Source organism: Bacillus sp. ISL-78 (assembly GCF_018613455.1).
In the GTDB taxonomy this organism is placed as follows: domain Bacteria; phylum Bacillota; class Bacilli; order Bacillales; family DSM-1321; genus Peribacillus; species Peribacillus frigoritolerans.
The window spans coordinates 1-19,460 of sequence record NZ_JAGGQC010000028.1; the positions used below are offsets into that span (position 1 = coordinate 1).

Sequence of the window (19,460 nt, forward strand, 5' to 3'; positions counted from 1 at the left end):
CACCGTGGTCGTCGGAGTCAGACTAACGGATGGGCTCAAAGGCACCATAGTTCAACGACCTTCTTCACCAGCCATTAAAACATTATCGACATAGAGACCAATTTTCATTCTCTGTGGTGAAGCGCCGATTTTGCGCTTCATGGATGGCTAACGGGTGCATTAGCTAAAGATCAGAGCTGTCTTTAAGGCAGCTTTTGTCACTCTTTCGAGTTGGGATGAAGCGAGATCATATTCCTCTAATAGCTGTTCCAAGTGAAGTTTATACGCATCAAGGGCTTGTTTCGTACCAATTGAACGCTTGGCCAACGCAAGCAGGGAACGGGCTTTTTTATGCCCGGAATGTCGCTTCATACATGATTTCCACCCGGTTACGATATCTTGAGGCTGTAAGGAACATAATTCAGCTGGGGTAGGAAAGAGGCGTAGGGTTGGGATTGCCCCTTTACATGATACGTCTTTAAACACTTGCCGGAGCTCGGGAAAGACCACATCCACCCAGCGATTAATTAGGTTGATGGAGCTAACAAGACACTTAACGATCACATCTCGGTTAGCCATAAGGACACGAAGTTTTTCAAATGATTCTGAAGTGGAACGAACGAAGGTATGGAAGCCATTCTTCACCATATCAGCGATGAAAAGGGCATCTTTTTTATCACTTTTGGATTGCGTATTATCACGGTTTTCTTTGTTTCTTTTGACATGGTGAGGATTGACGGTGACGACATCCATGTTTTGTTTGACTAGCCACTTTGAAAGGTTTATCCCATAATGTCCGATAGGTTCCATTCCGACTATCGTTTTGTCTAGGTTTTTTCATGTGTTTTAGTTCCTGGATCCAGTTTAGTAATCGAGTAAAACCCTCTTCGATATTTTCAAAAGACAAGGGTTTCCCGACCACAATGCCCCTAAAGTTTACAGCACGGGCCACGTGTACGTGTTGGGCAATATCCACACCAACAACTAGATGTTGAGGCGTAATTCTCTCAATTAGTTGATTTTGTTTGTTTTGCATTTTAAAATTTATAGTAGGGCTTCCTCCTTAAGATTTTGAGTTAGATTGGTCTCTATACTCGTATCTTAGTGAGGGGCTCTATTTTTTCAAACCTGATATGCAAACGGGGCAGGTTAGTTGAATTAGCGTAGTGTATTCGTACTGCGACAATGCAAAATAACAGCAACTGATGTTTCTGTTTCTTTTTTGATTTGGAGAATTATAAATAGGGATAGTCCAATCACTATCCCTAACAATACATATTATTTCGATTAACGAGTTCTTCCGCCTAATTGTTGTTCAGCCATTTGCACTAAACGTTTTGTGATTTCTCCACCAACAGATCCGTTTGCACGAGATGTTGTATCAGCGCCAAGTGTAACACCGAATTCACTAGCGATTTCGTATTTCATTTGTTCTAGAGCTTGCTCTGCACCATTAACTACTAATTGATTATTGTTGTTATTTCTAGCCATGTTGTCAGCTCCTATGAATATAATGTGTTGCTAGTCATAGGTTTTGATATTGTTAAGGGTTATATACATAGAATTTAAAGTAAATTAAGGCAGCGATTAAGTAAAGTAAAACTCACCTGTAGCTCTAAAAGGGAAGGCCACTGGAAAACATTGAAGCCAGCGGGTCACAAGGTACGGGTTTCGGAAGCTCCGAGGCAACTGTAAATCCTGCCGGTAACTATCCATAAGGGAAACGTGTACTCCTCTAGCTTATGCTTCCCGTCAGAGTCTTTCTTCTGCTATTGCACAGTTTGTTTCAACTCTACAATAAGTCTTAAGAAACTAACGGGTTCTTTACCTCAGTAAAGAATGAGTTTTCTTATCGCACTAACGGGGCTCGATGCCAATTACTAAAACGTGTGGTAATCGTTTTGGTCGGAACAACGAGGAGATTCTAAAAGAGTGGAATGACATTACAAAAAATATCCAGGCGGATATCGTCGTTTTGGATATGCCATTGCTCGATACAACGCAATTTAAAGATAGTCCCGGTACATTCATTGCAGATTTAGTTTTGCAAATTCTTTCCTGGATGGAGGAAGAATAACGGGATAGGATCCGGAAACGGCAGCGTGAAGGAATTGATGTGGCTTTGCAAAACGGTGTGCCTTTCGGGCGACAGAAGCTCAAGTAATAGAAGAAACCCGTCCAAAAATTAGCCGGCCATCCTTAGATATTTCGCTTTATTGGGGAGGATATCCATTCTGGGTGAATGAAGGCATATACACTTTCAGCCCTCCTTTTAGAATTCGTATGAACATAAAAATAATTAACAAAACAAAAATCGAAAAGTGTCGAAAAAAGAAATCTCCAATTCATGAAGAAGCAAAATAAAGAAGAACCGTTTAATACAGAATTGGCGGATACTTTGGAAAAACTGAAATTCGATAAATAAATGGAACTTTTTGCATTCCTCTTTCCATGGAAATTGTCACACAGATTATGTACGCCAAATAAGCGCGTGATGTTCGAGAAAATGGAATAGAAATAAACAAGAGTTGCTGCTTGTTTAATCGAAGCAGCAACTCTTTGTTTTATAAGATGGGATATAGGAAATCCCATACATTTTAACTAATTATTTTAATGGTTGTCCTTCAAATGCGTTAACAATTAAAGGTGATGAGAGGAATTCTTTAGCTTTACCAACAAACGAGGTGAAGTGCTCACTTGAATTATGGCTTGCAACCGCTAGATGATCTTGCCAAACTTCAACCATTGTAAACTCATTGTCTTTTTCTGTAGCTTTGTGAAGATTGTAAGAAACATTTCCACTTTCCGCTCTTGAAGCTGCGATTAGCGGTTGAATCTCCTCTAGAAATGCATCTTGTTTTGCTGGATTAATATTGAATACGGCATGAATGATAATCATTAAACGTCATCCTCTCATTTGTTAAGCATAATAAACTTAATATATAAAAATACATCTCGGTTGAAATTTTATGAATGGATTCTTTACTTCCATTGAGCAACTTTATCAATTGGAAGACGAACTGATTGATGGCCATTATCTGCTGCTTTACCGATTGAAATTAGCATAACTGGTACGTATCGATCTTTATCTAATCCAAAAGCTTCTGCGATCTGGTCTTTTTCATAGCCACCGATTGGATTTGTATCATAGCCATAAGCACGAGCCGCAAGCATCAGTTGCATGGATACAAGACCACCATCAACTAGAACGACGTCTTTCATCTCTTCACTAGTGATTTTTTCGAAATATCCAGCAAATGAGGCTAATATGTTTTCTTTTACTTCTAAAGGCATAAGCCCTAAATCTACAGCTTTACCGTAGATTTCTTCGCCGTTATCAAAATTGTTCATATCACCAAATACGGCAATTACTGCGGAAGATGTTTCAACTTGATTTTGGTTAAAGCGAGCAAGAGGTGCAAGTGTTGCTTTTCCCTCAGGACTTTCAATTACAAGGAAGCGCCATGGTTGCATATTAACTGAAGAAGGAGCAAGTGTCGCTAACGTAAGTATTTCCTCCATTTCTTCCCTACTGATTTTTACGGATTTGTCGTAATTTTTTATGGAGCGGCGTCCTGTGACAATTTCTTTGAAATCATTTGTTAATTGTGCTGTAGTGGTCATAGTTGATAGTCTCCTCTTTTTAACTTTAGTAGTTTAATTTAAGCAAGTGTTAGACTTGGCTTATATTTTTTTGGATGCGTGTCAGCATATCTGTTAACTCTTGACGTTCTTCTTCTTTAAAATCTTTAAGCATTAAAGTGACAAAACGAGCCTTTTCAGCTTGGTAGAGAATAATCTGTTTGCGACCATGATCTGAAAGACAGACAAGAGTAAATCGATTATCCTCCGGATCTTTGCGTCTTAAAATCATCCCAGTCGCTTCAAGTTGTTTTAAATGCCGGGTAATCGCTGCACTGTCAATGTTAACCTCTTTTTGAAGTGCAGTTTGACTAATTTCATCAACTTGATAAAGCTGATATAAGATATCATGTCTTGATTGACTAATGCCTGTACAACTTTCAAATTTTGAACTTATCTGTTTGTTAAGGCAGTTCATTTTATATAAAATAATGGATTCATTAGAACATGAATTCGTCAAGAAACACCCTCTTTTCATACGTTAGACAAATTAATTGATAGCTCAATAGTTGATGCATCAATTAATATACTATACCCTAAATAATAAAGCAAGTATTTTAGTACTGCAACTTTTGCTTAAATATGATCTAGACCAAAATGGTGCTCTATCTTCTTTTTGATTAGGCAATCTTTTCAAGAAAGCTCAGTAAACCTTTGGAGCTTTTAGCCAAGGTATAAGTATGATAATCACATTGTTATAAAAACTGCCCTTAAATAAGGTGGAAAAGTTCATCTGATAGTCGTAGACCAAGACTATTCTTCGATTTATGTGCCATAATACAGAAAAGGAAGGAGCGAATGCTCCAATCGATTAAATTTCATTGAGTGCGATGCCTGAAAATTATATTCAAGTTCCTTGTCAGTTATTTGTGTGGGGATTTAAATATAATGGTGTAAGTGCAATGAATGGGCTCCTATTATCAATAAATCCAGCTAGACATAGAAGGGTTAAGTTTAGAACCATACTTTTCACATCTCATCATACCTAAGGAAATATATGGGGATAAAGTATTCGTACCAATAGATTTAAAGAGACTTTGGAAACGTTTATAGCAATGAAAAAAAGCAAAAGTTTGGATATAGAACGGTTGCTTTTTTATAAACTGTGGCCTAGGAGTTTTATAATAGTCCTCTCGGGATTCCTTCGCAGGGTGCAATACTGAATATGTATTTACAAATCCAAGTACGGAAGTTCAACATTTGGGGCTGATCTATTTACTATGCTCAATATAAGGTATCAGAAAAGTGAGCTTTTTTAGTTTGCATAATACTGATTAGAGGAAATCAAAAAGCACATGAATTTCATAGGATTCGAGGGATTTCCCATGTAACTTGGCCGTTGGGACAAACTTCAAAACAGTTATACAGATTTTTACTAATTTAGCGCATGGAAATTATTTGTAAATAATTTTATGTTTCTGATGTAATGAAAAATAGGATAAAAATTCAATTATTATTAACTGAAAATTCTTAATTCACACAAAAATAAGTGTATAATATTATAAAACAGTTATCTAAGTTTGTGGGTTACTATTTCTTAATAAGGAGGCGATTCTCTTAAACATGTATGGAAATTTAAAATATTAGTAGGGAGCAGAAAAGGAGAAATTTATTAGTCTAGAAAGGAATTTAATCAGCTACAGTAGCCAATGCGGGTTTAGGTATTGGGTTAATTAATACATATTTTAATTGATTACAACACGAAATGACTCGCTAAATGGCTGAACAAATCCTGTTGAATGCGATTTAATTTTATTATGTTGAACAAACCACTTCTTTAAAAATATTCTTTATAAAATTTGATAAGCTCCCCCAGCAAGTAACACTACATAAATTTGACCTTCCGAAACTAGTGCTGCAATAGGAGAGCGAATCCCAATAAAATAAACATTGAACGATCTGATGGGATATATACAAAAAAATCACTATATACATACTGGAGGTTTAAGGGTGAAAAAGAAAAAAGCACTATCCGGCCTGATGGCTGTGAGTTTATTAACAGTAATTCCGTGGAGTTTTGGACATGCTGAGAAACCTCAATGGACAAATGTGAATACATATGAGGAACAGGACGGAAGCAAGTTTAATAGCGAAAACTATGACTTTGTGAAATTTTCACAAATTGGTTCCAAATTAAAAGAGATTGAAAAACTTTCAAACCGTGTGAAAGTTGAAGTCCGTGGAACATCAGCTGATGGAAACCCACTCTATGTTGTCACGATTGCCGACCCAACAACACAAGGGAAGTTCGGAAAAGTGAAGGCACTTAGAAAGCAAATGTTTAAGAATCCAGGCAAAGCTCAAGAATGGGTTGCCAATAATCCTGACTTTAAAGTTCCAATCATGATTAATGGTTCTATTCATGGGACTGAATTTGTCGGAAGCGATGCAATCCTTCAATTAATTGAACGTTTTGCTACCCAAAATGATGCAACAACCAAAGACGTTTTAGAGAATAATATTCTTATTTTCAATGTCGTACAAAACCCTGATGGACGTATTGATGCCACCCGCTTTAATGGTGAAGGAATTGACATAAATCGTGACTTTATCACCCAATCGCAGCCAGAAACAAAAGAGATGGTTGAGCTCATTAAAGAATGGAACCCGATGGTGTTCCTAGATACTCATGGATATGTGAAGGATTATCAGCCAAATCTGCAGGGGTTAATTGAGCCTTGTACGCCACCGCATAATCCTAATTACGAGTATGACTTATACGGAAAATGGGCCTATAAACAGGCAGAAGCGATGGAAGCGGAAATAATGAAGGATCATGAGAACTATTCAGGATCCTTGTATCAAAACATGAAAGGTACCTATATTCCGCTGCGCGATGACTCCGCTGGCTGGGATGATTACCCACCAATTTTCACACCAATGTATGCGATGTATCATGGTGCTTACGGTCATACATTAGAAGCTCCCACAAATGATTGGGATGGCGTACGATGGATGTATAATTCGATTATGGGAGCACTGAAATTTGCAACAGCTAACAAGCAATCCATGATTACTGATCAAATTGAAATTTTTAAAAGAGGAATTAACTTTGACCATCCATTTCATAAGGAAGGGCTATTTCCAAAAGCCTACATACTTCCACTAGACCCTAAGGATCCGACTGTTACGAATAAGGCTGTAAATCATTTGATCAATAATGATATTGAAGTTGTTCAAGCTGTGAATGCATTTGAAGCGGATGGAGAGTTATATCCAAAAGGAACTTATCTTGTTGAGATGGATCAGGCGAAAGCCGGATTAGCAAACACGATGCTCTGGGATGGGGAAGACATCACGAACGATACCCCAGCAATGTACGACATTTCCGCATGGAGCTTACCGGAGCTTTGGGGATTCGAGGCAGTAGCCACACAAAATCCTATTAACGTCAATGCAACGAAAGTAAACCAGATTACAGGTCAAGGCAAGGTTTCAGGAAAAGGACCGTTTATGATACCGAACAGCTCTGTCCAATCGGTAAATTTAGTAAATGCATTGCTTAAGCAAGGAATACCTATTGTACGTGATGCACAAGGTAACTTCTTTGCAAAAACAGTAGCTAATCAGGTATCAGCAGCGGTGAAAGAATCTGGGTTACAGGTTGGAACTGCTGATGTACCGGCAGATGCAGTGGCTATTACGTCTTTAAGAGTGGCTATATTAAAGGATGGAGGTATGGGTAAACAGAAATCACACGCAGGAACAAAGCTTGCTTTGAAAAGACTAGGTTTTGATGTGACAGAAGTTACGCCAGTCGAAGTGGCTAAAAATCCCCTTAACGCTTTTGATATTTTTGTCTATAGTGGAACGGAAAGTCTCATTTCCACTAACCTTTCCGAAGCTAATAAAGAATTTGGATTACAGAACGCCGGGCAACTTAATGCATTTAAAGATAATGTGACAAGCTTCTTAAATGAAGGAGGCAAATATATAGCTGTAGGTGCTGGTGCATCTAGAGCAACTAAGACACTAGGTCTTACAGACGACACCATTAATGTAGGAGGTTCCAACAGTAATGGTATCGTAAAAGTCGATTATGAGGGAACCGGTTTAACAGCAGGTTATGGAGAAAATGATATCGGCTTTGTCTATCGTCCAACATGGTTCACGGATACTGATAATGATGAAATTGTCGCGACCCTTGCAGATTCAGATAATTTCTTCGTAGCTGGTCACTGGAAAAATAACATAACCGCCAAGGGCCAAGCCGTAATCGTAAAAGAACAGAACAAAGATGTAACTCTTATTGGGTTAGAAGCAGGTTTCCGCGACCACCCGGATTACTTGTTCCGTCTTCTATCTAATGCAATTTTCGAAAAATAGTAGAATTAGCCAAAGCCGGATTCAGCAATGAATTCGGTTTTGGTTATTTGAAAAAATGCTGAACGCTTGCTCTGAACTCATTATTTTTAAATCATCTATTTTGGTAGAAACCGCTGAATGAAGATTCTTATCAATAAGTAGTTTTTTAGACGATTAAAAATGGTGACACTACTATAATTCACAAGCTGGATTTGGATTCACTAACCAGGAATCATTATAGATGAAGTTAAAGATATGAGGTCTGATACTTATAGACTGACTACTTTACTTGAAATTGATGTAGCCCGGTGGTGAATTTATATTCATTTTGCTTGAGCTAAGTTATGTTTCCAATAAAATATTAATAATTCTTTTATCTGGAGTCACAGTAGCGGGAGTGCTTTAATCCCTCTTTTTGAAATCAATATATTAATAGGAAGAAATACGACTAGATTAACGTTAATAGATAAATACACTGTTAAAAAGCTTGTTAGCTATGTAATTAAAATAGCAAATTTCCCTTATTGGAAAAAATAACCTCGTTGTTAAATTTTTGTTATTACCTTATAATTTTCTAGAAACATATGAAATGTTATGAATAGGAGAAAAGTATGAAAAAACTGTGGACCATTTTAGTTTCATTTACGTTGTTACTTAGCTTATTCCCCCAATTAGCATCGGCAGCACCAAGCAAGAATTTTGAGCGAGAACTAACAAAATATTTAAAAGAGGTGAGCCTTGTCAGGGGTTTTGAAGTGACGAAGGATGACATAGAAACCTCTCTTTCTTTTTACGATGAAAGTATTGAGAACTTTGAATCTATTGGTGATCTAAAAGAAGCCTTAGGTGAAGTTATTAAGGCTGATTTAAGTAATTTAGATGTCATCTATGATGATTATAATCTAACTAATGAGAGCCTAATTAATCTATTACAAGAAAATGGCGAGGAACTTGACGATTATATCTTTATCTGGGACCTCGATGAAGCTGTTTATTTCTATACAGAAGAGACAGAAGAGGGCGATTTTGAACGCGATCCGAATTTTGACAAAGAATTAGTCAATTATTTAGCCAAGGTTAGTAAGGAAAGAGGCTTCGAAGTAACACAAGATGATATCGAAGCGTCATTGGAACTCTATGATTTTAGTACGGAAGAATTTGAATCTGTCGAAGAGCTTAGCGAATTCCTAGGTGACGTCATAAAGGAAGATCTAAGCAACTTAGATTATTTTAATGAGAATTATGGATTGGATAAACAAGCCTTGCTTCAAATGTTAGAAGAAAATGGTGAAGATATTAACGATTATATATACATAGATAATCTTGAAGAAACTGTTTGGAACCTTACTGGTGGCGGGATGGATGGCGAAGTTGCCGAAGATCTTCTTCCTATTTTCGAGCAGGAACTCGGTCTAACGGAAGAGGAATTGCAGCGGCTTGAAGACCACATGATGTCTTTGGAAGACCATCTTTCCAACCCGGAAACAGTCAAGCAACTTGAAGAATTGGGCAACCGTATGATGGCTTTCGAGGAATTTGATGTTGCAACCGAGCTTACAGCTGAACAGATAGCTGAAATGTCCTCAATCTATGAAGAATTACTGTCCATCTTTAAGCTTAATGTTTCCTATTCCCTTGTGAAAAGTGGCTCGGAATCACCTGTAACCCTTATGGATTTAATGAAATTGGAAGAATTGAAGGGTGCTAACCTGAAAATAATGATATATAATACTGACGGGAAGTTCTTGGCTGATCTGTTAATAACAGGTGATATGGTCGATTCTGATACTCTTACCAATGCAGGCGGACAAATAAAGGAATCTGCCAAAGAGGTACAAAAGACCATTGAAAAGGCACCAGTTGCTAAACCAGTAAAACAAAAGATCAGTGCCCATACTAATTCAGAACATCAAACCGTAAAAGGTGCTAAACTGCCAAATACCGCTTCCAATTATTTACCTAGTGCCCTTTTAGGACTAGTTCTTGTCTTGTTCGGAAGCTTGATGTATCGAAAAATCAGGAAAGCTTAATATGAAACAATTAAAGAAAAAGCGGTTGTTGCTGCTTTCTTGTACAATTGCCATCATTTTATTTGGGATTTGGTTTTCAACATCCAATATGTATAAGTTTGCAAAAGGCTACTTTCTTTACAAGACTCATTCTCCAAGTAGTCAAGGGAATGAAACAGTCCAGAAAACACCAAGTGATAAACCAGCGGGTAATAAAACAACAAAGAAAGAGCTATATCCTGTCCGACCTGAAACGGGTGAAGAAATCGGGGAATTGTATATACCCAAACTAAAAACAAAACTCCCTATTTTCCATGGCACGAATGAGGATGAATTGGAAAAAGGCGTTGGTCACTTTGCAGGAAGTGTGCTACCTGGTGAAAATGACAATTCCGTTCTTTCCGGTCATAGAGATACGGTATTCCGTAAACTCGGGCAAGTGGGCGAAGGAGATTTGTTGATAGTTAGAACATCGGCAGGAGAGTTCACATACAAAGTCAACAAAGTTCGGATTGTGGATGAGGATGATCGAACCGTAATCGTACCAAAGCCACGGGCAACGCTAACCGTCAGTACCTGTTACCCTTTTGATTATATTGGGTCAGCACCTGAACGTTATATACTTGTCGCGTATTTGACTTCAAAAACAGTAAGTTAATCAAATGTACTAAAACAAGAGTCCCAATAAGGAAACCCTATTGGGGCTCTTTTAATTTCTATTTAGAAAAGAAAACGAAGGTGAAAGTCATTATAACCAAATGAAAAAACATCGATATCGATATTTTTTCATTGCCAATTTATTTATATTATTATGTTACTTTATTACTCACTGAAGTGGATTTTAGTATTTTATGATGGTAAATATAAGAGCCGGCTATCAATATATACCCGATAATGAAAATCAGCCATCCACTGACAGGGTCGCCCACTGAAATGCTTGAATACATAGCCCCCGTCAGATCAAATACAAAACCGGCATAAGCCCATTCCTTGATTCTTGGAAAACCTGGAATGAGTATTGCCACGACACCTAATAATTTGGCAATCCCAATAAAGGGCAGGAGGTAAGTAGGATAACCTAAATGATTAAATAAAGCGACTGCATCGGGAACAGACATTATATCCGGAATAGAACCCAAAACCATTAGGGCCACCAAAAGTCCTGTGAAGATCCAATATATAATTTTTGTTTTTTTCATTTATTCTCATTCCCTCCCTTAGATTGACATTTTAATCATATTCCACTTTTCTTTTTTTAATGCATTCTAAAAAAACCTTAATCTTAAACAGTTGTTGCGCAATCCTCTAGGAATCGCGCTTGACTGTAGGATAACTTGAAGAAAAGCGAGTTTGCCTGCAGTTATTTCTTGAAAAATATTCATTTGATTTCAGAAATCTGTTCCCACAAGGTGACAGCTGAAATCATGGGTATAGTACGAACTCACGAGTAAATAGGGTGAATTCACGAGTAAAACAGCAAAACTCACGAGTAAATAAGCCGAATTCACGAGTGAATGGCCGTAACTTACGAGTAAACGGACCAAACTCACGCGTAAACGGCTCGAATTAATGGGAAAACGTACAAAATCCCGAGTACAGTACAAGCAAGATGTATATCGTAAGGGAGCACTTGTAAGTACAACTTTATCTTAAATAGTTTATTGTCTTAAAAGAATTGATTATAATGACGCAGAACCCGACACAGGATATCGTGATGAGGGAATACATTAACTTTAAGTCTTTCAATATAATGATTCCCGCGATTACTATGAGAGAATCAATGATAAAAATAATAATTCCAGGATTGGTTGTTGTGGTTTTAGATATTAATAGTGCTAGTAAATCCACTCCACCGGGGCTAATATGTTGTCTCAGCATAAAACCGACACCAATCCCAATCGTCATTCCACCGATAATGGCACTTGTTATGATCGGCAGGTGAACCAAACCGTTTAGTGGTATTAGCCAATCAATAATGGTTGAAGTGAAAACTAACCCAAGGATGGCATTAAAGAAATAAGACTTATCGTATAGAAGAGATAGAAGGTATATGGGAATATTGATCATGATCATGGTATGTCCTACCTGGATTCCCCAAACATATTTGATTAATAAACTTATGCCAAATATCCCGCCATTTATTAGATGAATGGGGATAATAAATAAGTTAAGACCTACTCCAATGCAAAAACTTGAAAAAAGCAGCGAAACAAACTTTTTCATAAAAAAATTCCCCTTGTCCAAATCATTATCTTAAAATATATGAGAGGAATCTAAATATATACTTAGCTGATTGGAAATTACGATTGCTATTTGTTCTTCATAAGATATTTTTAATTCACTTGGGAGTAAGCTAATCAAAGTAAAGGCCTTCTCGTTGAGGCCATGATGTAATTAGGGCAAAAAAAAAAGAGACACTAAAAGAGTCTCTTTTTTTTGCCTTGTTTTCATGGGGCAAGTCAGTTTAATAATATAAGAATTTTTTTTACCTTGGAAAATAGGTTGGATTTAGCCTTTTTTATTCAAGATGTTTTTTTTGATAGGCGATTTGTAATGGTATCTTCTTGTGGTGAAGTTTGCCGTATATAAAAGGCCAGAATGAATGCAACTATGGTCAAACCTGTTGCTATCATGAATGCATCATCCACTCCCATTACGCTGCCTTGTTTAATGGCCATCGCCATTTGTGATGTATTATCCGGTGATATGTTCCTTTGAGATAAGATTTCCTGAACATGTTTCGTTCCTTGGTTTGTCATGATGGACACAAAGAATGCCATGCCAACAGCACCTGCCACCATTCTCAATGTATTGACCATTGCTGTGCCGTATTTATTTAGGCTAAGTGCCAATTCATTTAATCCGGCTGTGAAGATAGGCATCATCAGTATCGACATTCCGAACATTCTAATCGTATATACCCACACCACATAAGAATAGGACGTATCTGTTTGAAGCCGCGTTAAAAGATAGGTTGTAATGATAGTGATGGCAAGTCCGCTCACCGCAAGCCATCTCGCACCAAATCGATCAAACAGCTTACCTGTGATAGGGGACATGATCCCCATTAAAATCCCGCCAGGCAATAGCATGAGACCGGATTCCATCGGAGTGAAGCCACGGATATTCTGCATATAGATCGGCATGATGATCATTCCAGAGAACATACCCATAGTTGCGATGATGTTGATGATTGTCGTTAAAGTGAACATCCGGTACCGAAAAATTCTAAATTCCAAAATAGGATGAGATACAGTAAATTGCCTCCAGACAAATAAAACTAAACTGATTCCTCCAACAAGGAACATCGTCAGTACTTCGGGACTGCCCCATCCCTTGGTACCGCCAGTAGCAAATCCATATAGAACCCCGCCGAATCCGATAGTGGATAGAATTACACCCAGTTTGTCGAGTTTAGGCCGGCTGGTTTTCCCTACTTTTTTAATGATGAAAATGGCAAAGATGAAGTCAAGCAGGGCAAATGGGAAAATGATAAAAAACAGAACCCGCCAAGAATAGTTTTGGATAATCCAGCCTGATAGAGTAGGTCCTACAGCTGGGGCAAAATTCATCGCGATACCAAATATGCCCATTGCGAAACCGCGTCTGTTAGGCGGAAATAAAGTGAAGATTACATTTGTGATCAACGGGAACAAAATCCCCGCACCTGCTGCTTGAACCACACGTCCGATCAATAAGACGGAGAAGCTGGGTGCAATTCCGCATAAAAAAGTTCCTAAGGCGAAGAGTCCCATCGAAGCTAGATATAATTGTCTTGTATTGAATCGTTCCATTAAGAAAGCGGTAATCGGGATGACAATCCCATTGACCAATAAGAAGATAGTAGTAAGCCAATTCGCTGTTGCAGCTGATATGTCAAAATGAGTCATTAATTGAGGCAATGCGATATTGATTAAAGTCTGATTTAAGAAAGCGACTAGAGCACCAGCCAGCATCACCGCAAACATGGGACCTGTACGTACTTTAGTGATGGCTGTTTTGTCGTGATTCATTATTATGGCACGTCCTTTCCGCTAGGATAGTACAAATTGTACTGTCTGCTATGTTTAAAAGTTTTAATAACTAATTCGTCTCACGAAGCATTAGTGTAAACCCACCTATATTTTCCGATAAAATACACCATTTAAGGAGATTCACCTCAATTACGGCTTTTTTGAGGTGTTTATTCTTTATTAACTACTCACTTGATAATAGTTCAGGATACAATATCTCTTGGAAATCCCCCAGGTTAACATCCATTCTACAGGTATATCATATTTCAAACAATAATCACCAATATAATACTTACCATGTATAGAGAGATTTTTGCACTGGGAATAAATACTTTAACATTTTACCATTCGTATTCACTAAAAAACAGTTAATTAGTAAAAAGGTGTGATGAACAATAAAATCATGCCTTTTCCGTATTTTGAGAACGGATGTTTTTTAAATATTCAAAATAATGATTGCAATCAATGTATTAGTTAATTATAATACAAAGCATAACAAATAAAAAGACATTATGAGGGGGTGAAATAATTGAATATTGCAGGGATGAATATCACTTTTAGGCATTTCCCTTTTCATTTTTTTTTGGATTGCATGGACAACCTTGGGATTAATAGCATTGAATTATGGGGTGGGGAGCCACATTTGTATGTTTATCGCAACATATTAGGAAATATAAGGAGTTTGAGAAGGGAAATTAAGTCTAAAAATATGAAAATCATCTGCTATACTCCAGAACAATGTATCTATCCTTATAACATTGCATCCTCGGATGCTCATTGGCGAAAAAAAAGCATGGAATATTTTATGGAGAATCTTTATGCCGCGCTGGAGTTAGACACAAACATGATGCTTATCACTTCTGGAATAGGGGACTTTTCTGTCTCACAAGAGGAATCATGGAAGTATGCAAGTGACTCAATCTTTCAATTAACCAAAGTAGCTGAGAAGGAAGGTTTGATTCTTGCTTTAGAGCCATTGACAAAATATGAATCCAATCTGGTAATTGACTCTAAGGGGCTAAAGAAAATGTTAGAGGAAATCCAATCTCCTTCGCTAAAAGGAATGATCGATACAGTTTCCATGCAACTGGCAGGTGAAACACCTGATGATTACTTTTCCTTTCTTCCCGAATTAAGCCACTTTCACCTAATCGATGGAGATGGTCAATCAGATACGCATTTGGCACTAGATGATGGTGTTTTAAATTGGAGGGAATATTTAACGAGTCTTAAAAGCCATCGTTACAAAGGAAGTTGCACTTTAGAGATTATGGGATCAAATTATTATCAAAATCCAAGCGATGCAATCATGAAATCTATTGAAAAAGCAAGGGAATTGGGAATTTAATCATCTGATTTGGAGGAACTCTTTATGAGTAATGGCACACTTACACGAAAACTGGGTTTTTGGTCTGCTCTGGCTATTGCTGTTGGAACTACAATAGGGTCGGGTATTTTCGTCTCATCCGGTGATGTTGCAAGGGCTGCGGGTACTCCTTCCATTTCCATTCTAGCCTGGATAATAGGCGGGGTGATTGCCATTCCGCAAGTAATGGTGCTGGCGGAGTTATCGACAGCATACCCCCAAAATGGAAGCGGTTACGTTTATTTAAATAAAGCTGGGTGGAGGCCTTTGGCATTTTTATATGGATGGGCCACTTTCTGGGCGTTGGATCCTCCATCCATATCGATTATGGCTTTAGCGATCGTTTCTTATTTAGCAACCTTTTTCCCATTTTTCTCAGGGGTTGCCGGGAAATTATTGGGTATTGCGATCATCCTGCTCATCACATCGATTCATTATCGAAGTGTGAAAGAAGGAGGTCTTTTCCAGGTCATTATCACGGGTATCAAGATCATTCCTTTCCTGATAGTCATTGTCCTGGGAATTATGTACATGAACCCTGATAATTTTGGTTATGCTCCAGGACCTGGTGCCCAAAATTCAAGTTTAATAGGTGGTGTATCTGCAACCACATGGGCATATACGGGAATGGCTGCGATTTGTTTCATGGCTGGGGAGTTCAAAAATCCAGGGAAAATACTTCCACGAGCTCTTATTAGTTCGGTATTCATCGTGTTGGCTTTATATACGCTGTTAGCGGTTTGTGTCATCGGTTTGATGCCATTTGAAGAATTAATCAGCTCCAATGCGGCTGTTTCTGAAGCTGTAAAATATATTCCGGGATTATCGGATATTGCATCATCATTCGTGGCCATTACGGCGATTATTGTTATCTTGGGTTCGCTGAGTTCTTGCATAATGTTTCAGCCCCGACTTGAGTACGCAATGGCAAAGGACGGACTATTCTTTCAACGTTTTGCAAGAGTTCATCCTAAATATGAAACTCCTAGTTTCTCCATCATCGTTCAGGTTACATATGCATGTATACTTGTGTGCTTCAGTAATTTAACAGTGTTACTTGGCTATTTTACACTCATTCAATTGGTAATTAATATCATGGACTTTGCCGCTGTTTATAAATGCCGTAAAAGGGATGATTATAACCCAATCTATCGTATGCCAATGTGGAGGTTAACGACAGTTTTAGCTATTCTTGGAGCATCATGGCTGGCTTGGGGAACATTTACTTGGGCGCCTATTCAAGGAGTGATTGCAGCGCTGATCGTCATCGCAACAGGTCTGCCGGTTTACTATTATTGGGAAAAGAAATATGGATCAAAGAGAAATAACGACAGCGATATCGTGGCTTAGCAGAATGATAAGGGGAGTTAGTCCTTCTATTGATAAACCAAGTTAAAATTTAAAATAAAACAATTGTACAAATCATTATGTTTAGATATAATACAAGACATAACAAATAAACAGGGATATAGGGAGGAAGCTGTTGATGCTAAAGTTTGATGAGGAGTTATTTCTTAATCTTGTCGAAAAAGAGGGCCTTGCTTTTAGAGGCCAGATTGAAGAAATCGTAGATGGAATCACAAAAAGGGGCTACAGCAATATTTTCCTTATCGGTGCTGGCGGCACCATCGCCATGATGTATCCATATGAATACATTTTAAAATCAAATTCTACCATTGATGTCCATGCAGAAATTGCTGCTGAGTTCATGGTGATGAATCATAAGCATTTCAGCAAAGATTCAGTCTGCATTTTTACATCTGTATCCGGGACTACTCAAGAAACAGTTGCAGCGGCTGAGTATTGTAAAGAAAATGGGGCGACTACAATCGCTTTAGTTGCAGAGCCAAATACTCCGTTAACACAAATTGCAGATTACTGTATAACGACCGGTTCTGAAACGCACTCTTTTGATACTTTTTTTATGCTTTTGTACATGGTCGTCTTCCGTTTCATGTATAACAACGATGAATTCCCACAATATGAACAATTCACGAAGGAGGTTTCTCTACTTCCGCGTGCAATTCTAGATGCAGTTAAATCTTTTGACAAAAAAGCAGAGGAATTCGCCATTACACATAAAGACACGGATTACCACATGATGGTCGGTTCTGGTAACCTATGGGGAAACACTTATTCATATGCCATGTGCATTTTAGAGGAAATGCAATGGATCCAGGCGAAATCCATCCACGCTGCAGAGTTTTTCCATGGAACGCTTGAACTTGTTGTAGAAGATACAAGTGTTATTTTACTTAAAGGGGAAGATGAAACTAGACCGCTGATGGACCGTGTAGAGAGATTTGTAGAAAAAATCTCAAAAAATATAACGGTTATTGATACCAAAAGCTTTGAAATGGAAGGCATCAGCGAAGAATTCAGAAAGCACTTTTCAGTTAGCATCAACTGGTCAGTATTAAGTCGAATCAGCGTATACCTTGAGCGTGAAAGAAATCATCCATTAACACTTAGAAGATACTATCGCCAAATGGAATATTAAGATAAGTGGAGCACTACTTAGTAGTGCTCTTAAGTTTAAAGAAAGCGGGGGAAAATGATGAGAACGGTTACAGTCGGAGATAACTGTATGGATATCTATCAAAAGAGCGGGGAGGTCTATCCTGGCGGTAATCCTTTAAATGTGGCTGTCTATTTAAAAGGATTAGGTGCTGACTCTGCATATATCGGCTGGGTGGGATCCGATCATTACAGTGAAAAAATGGTTAAAGCGATACAGGAAAAAGGCGTTGATATTTCTCATCTTTCGCGGAAAGAAGGAAAAACAGCTGTTACCTTTGTTGAAATGGTAGGAAATGACCGCAGGTTTGGAGAATACGACGAAGGTGTCATGAAACATTTCTGCTTAACGACGGAAGAACTCCATTACATTCAAACATACCAACTCATACATTCAGGGATTTGGGGACATGCGGATAAGTATTATTCCATATTTAAAGAAAATGGAATGCTCACGTCTTTTGATTTCTCAGATCAGCTAGATCACGATTTAGTGAAGACTTTACCGCAGTTTGTTGATTATCCTTTTTTCTCTTATACGAAGGATGATGCTTTTATCCGCCAATTTTTAAATGATGTAAAAAATCAAGGATCTAAAATTGCGGTCGCCACTTTAGGTGAAAATGGTTCACTTGCCTATGACGGCATTCAATTTTATCAATGCGGTGCCGTTGAAGCGAATGTGGTGGATACCATGGGTGCGGGGGATTCCTTCATTTCCGGTTTTATTTATGGATTATTGAAAGGTCAATCTATCGAAAATTGCTTAGAAATGGGCACAGAGTCTGCTGCGAAAACAATAAGCTATTTCGGTGCGTGGTGACTGGGACAGTAAATCATGTATAATAGGTAGTAAATAATAAATTTTGACGGATAAGGATGAATTTAATATGAATTTAAATCCTTCAACCCCCCAGCCACTATATATGCAAATAAGGCAAATGTTGAAGAATGATATTCAGAACGGTAAATACAAACCAGATGAACAGATCCCAACCGAAGCAGAGCTTTGTGAAACTTATAACGTTAGCCGAATCACCATACGGAAAGCAATCGAGGAATTGGTGAAGGAAGGAACACTGACACGTATTCCGCGCAGGGGTACCTTTGTTACCTCTAATAAGTTTCATAATGAGTTGTTATCCATAAGTGGATTCTCAGAGTTTAGTCATCAGCTTGGGAAGATACCGAATTCCCGGATTTTAAGAAGTGAGGTCATAGCCGCACCAAAAGATGTTGCAGGTCATCTCCTCATTGAAGAAGGAAGTCCGGTTCTCGAACTTGAGCGACTCATGTATGTAGATGAGCGTCCGCTTTTCTATGATACCGCTCATTATTCGTTACTCCGTTTTCCGGATTTGGAAAAGAAGATTGCAAGGGATGAATCAACTTATAAGATCCTATTGGAAGATTACCATACCGAAATAGTCAGTAACGATAAAATTATAGACGTGATTGGTGCTACAAAAAACTTTGCTAAATATTTAGAATGCGATATTGGCGCAAATTTATTTAGAATAGTGAAGATTGCTTTCGATGCAAACGACCAGCCTGTTCACCTCTCAACGTTCATGTGTGAAACCAACAAGGTCAATCTGACTGTTCATCGGGCAAAATAGGTCATGCCAT

The 19,460-nt window shown here is 38.1% G+C and carries 15 protein-coding genes and 2 pseudogenes; 9 read left to right on the forward strand and 8 right to left on the reverse strand.

Annotated elements, in window-relative coordinates:
- Nucleotides 1-198: 198 nt before the first annotated feature.
- A pseudogene (locus J7I96_RS23940) lies at nucleotides 199-1,027 on the reverse strand (IS110 family transposase); the annotation flags it as partial.
- A 239-nt stretch (nucleotides 1,028-1,266) separates the two neighbouring features.
- Nucleotides 1,267-1,470, reverse strand: a complete 204-nt coding sequence (locus J7I96_RS23945; protein ID WP_034315006.1) for an alpha/beta-type small acid-soluble spore protein — start codon at nucleotides 1,468-1,470, stop codon at nucleotides 1,267-1,269.
- Between the two features lie 403 nt (nucleotides 1,471-1,873).
- On the opposite strand from J7I96_RS23945, the pseudogene J7I96_RS23950 reads away from it, so the two are divergent.
- Nucleotides 1,874-2,134, forward strand: a pseudogene (locus J7I96_RS23950) (recombinase family protein); the annotation flags it as partial.
- Between the two features lie 450 nt (nucleotides 2,135-2,584).
- Here J7I96_RS23950 and J7I96_RS23955 read toward each other — a convergent pair.
- The 3 genes from J7I96_RS23955 to J7I96_RS23965 form a co-directional block, all read right to left on the reverse strand.
- Nucleotides 2,585-2,878: a putative quinol monooxygenase gene (locus J7I96_RS23955; RefSeq protein ID WP_034313214.1), complete on the reverse strand. Its 294-nt coding sequence runs from the start codon at nucleotides 2,876-2,878 to the stop codon at nucleotides 2,585-2,587.
- An 83-nt stretch (nucleotides 2,879-2,961) separates the two neighbouring features.
- Nucleotides 2,962-3,603, reverse strand: a complete 642-nt coding sequence (locus tag J7I96_RS23960) for a nitroreductase family protein (protein WP_214773929.1) — start codon at nucleotides 3,601-3,603, stop codon at nucleotides 2,962-2,964.
- A gap of 49 nt (nucleotides 3,604-3,652) precedes the next feature.
- On the reverse strand, nucleotides 3,653-4,081 hold the full coding sequence (locus J7I96_RS23965; protein WP_214773928.1) for a MarR family winged helix-turn-helix transcriptional regulator: 429 nt from the start codon (nucleotides 4,079-4,081) through the stop codon (nucleotides 3,653-3,655).
- A 1,490-nt stretch (nucleotides 4,082-5,571) separates the two neighbouring features.
- Here J7I96_RS23965 and J7I96_RS23970 point away from each other — a divergent pair.
- The 3 genes from J7I96_RS23970 (at nucleotide 5,572) to J7I96_RS23980 (ending at nucleotide 10,593) form a co-directional block, all read left to right on the forward strand.
- Nucleotides 5,572-7,947 carry a M14 family zinc carboxypeptidase gene (locus tag J7I96_RS23970; RefSeq protein WP_214773927.1) on the forward strand — a complete coding sequence of 792 codons (2,376 nt, stop codon included), beginning with the start codon at nucleotides 5,572-5,574 and terminating at the stop codon, nucleotides 7,945-7,947.
- Between the two features lie 590 nt (nucleotides 7,948-8,537).
- Nucleotides 8,538-9,956, forward strand: a complete 1,419-nt coding sequence (locus J7I96_RS23975; RefSeq protein ID WP_214924089.1) for a processed acidic surface protein — start codon at nucleotides 8,538-8,540, stop codon at nucleotides 9,954-9,956.
- Between the two features lies 1 nt (nucleotide 9,957).
- Complete coding sequence (locus J7I96_RS23980) at nucleotides 9,958-10,593, forward strand: class D sortase (protein ID WP_214773925.1); 636 nt, start codon at nucleotides 9,958-9,960, stop codon at nucleotides 10,591-10,593.
- Between the two features lie 151 nt (nucleotides 10,594-10,744).
- Here J7I96_RS23980 and J7I96_RS23985 read toward each other — a convergent pair whose 3' ends face one another.
- From J7I96_RS23985 to J7I96_RS23995, 3 genes are all read right to left on the reverse strand, one after another.
- Nucleotides 10,745-11,134: a DoxX family protein gene (locus J7I96_RS23985; protein ID WP_214773924.1), complete on the reverse strand. Its 390-nt coding sequence runs from the start codon at nucleotides 11,132-11,134 to the stop codon at nucleotides 10,745-10,747.
- A gap of 445 nt (nucleotides 11,135-11,579) precedes the next feature.
- Nucleotides 11,580-12,158, reverse strand: coding sequence for a YitT family protein (locus tag J7I96_RS23990; RefSeq protein ID WP_214773922.1), 579 nt, complete (start codon nucleotides 12,156-12,158; stop codon nucleotides 11,580-11,582).
- 299 nt (nucleotides 12,159-12,457) lie between these two features.
- Nucleotides 12,458-13,948: a DHA2 family efflux MFS transporter permease subunit gene (locus J7I96_RS23995; RefSeq protein WP_034313176.1), complete on the reverse strand. Its 1,491-nt coding sequence runs from the start codon at nucleotides 13,946-13,948 to the stop codon at nucleotides 12,458-12,460.
- Nucleotides 13,949-14,477: 529 nt separating this feature from the next.
- Here J7I96_RS23995 and J7I96_RS24000 point away from each other — a divergent pair.
- The 5 genes from J7I96_RS24000 (at nucleotide 14,478) to J7I96_RS24020 (ending at nucleotide 19,450) form a co-directional block, all read left to right on the forward strand.
- On the forward strand, nucleotides 14,478-15,296 hold the full coding sequence (locus tag J7I96_RS24000; protein ID WP_214773921.1) for a TIM barrel protein: 819 nt from the start codon (nucleotides 14,478-14,480) through the stop codon (nucleotides 15,294-15,296).
- Nucleotides 15,297-15,320: 24 nt separating this feature from the next.
- Nucleotides 15,321-16,664, forward strand: a complete 1,344-nt coding sequence (locus tag J7I96_RS24005; protein ID WP_214924087.1) for an amino acid permease — start codon at nucleotides 15,321-15,323, stop codon at nucleotides 16,662-16,664.
- Between the two features lie 136 nt (nucleotides 16,665-16,800).
- A complete protein-coding gene (locus J7I96_RS24010; RefSeq protein WP_214773919.1) occupies nucleotides 16,801-17,814 on the forward strand; it encodes an SIS domain-containing protein in 1,014 nt (337 codons plus the stop codon).
- Nucleotides 17,815-17,871: 57 nt separating this feature from the next.
- The gene (frlD, locus tag J7I96_RS24015) at nucleotides 17,872-18,654 is read left to right on the forward strand and encodes a fructoselysine 6-kinase (protein ID WP_214773918.1); all 783 of its coding nucleotides are present in this window, start codon (nucleotides 17,872-17,874) and stop codon (nucleotides 18,652-18,654) included.
- 67 nt (nucleotides 18,655-18,721) lie between these two features.
- Nucleotides 18,722-19,450, forward strand: a complete 729-nt coding sequence (locus J7I96_RS24020; RefSeq protein WP_214773917.1) for a GntR family transcriptional regulator — start codon at nucleotides 18,722-18,724, stop codon at nucleotides 19,448-19,450.
- Nucleotides 19,451-19,460: the final 10 nt, after the last annotated feature.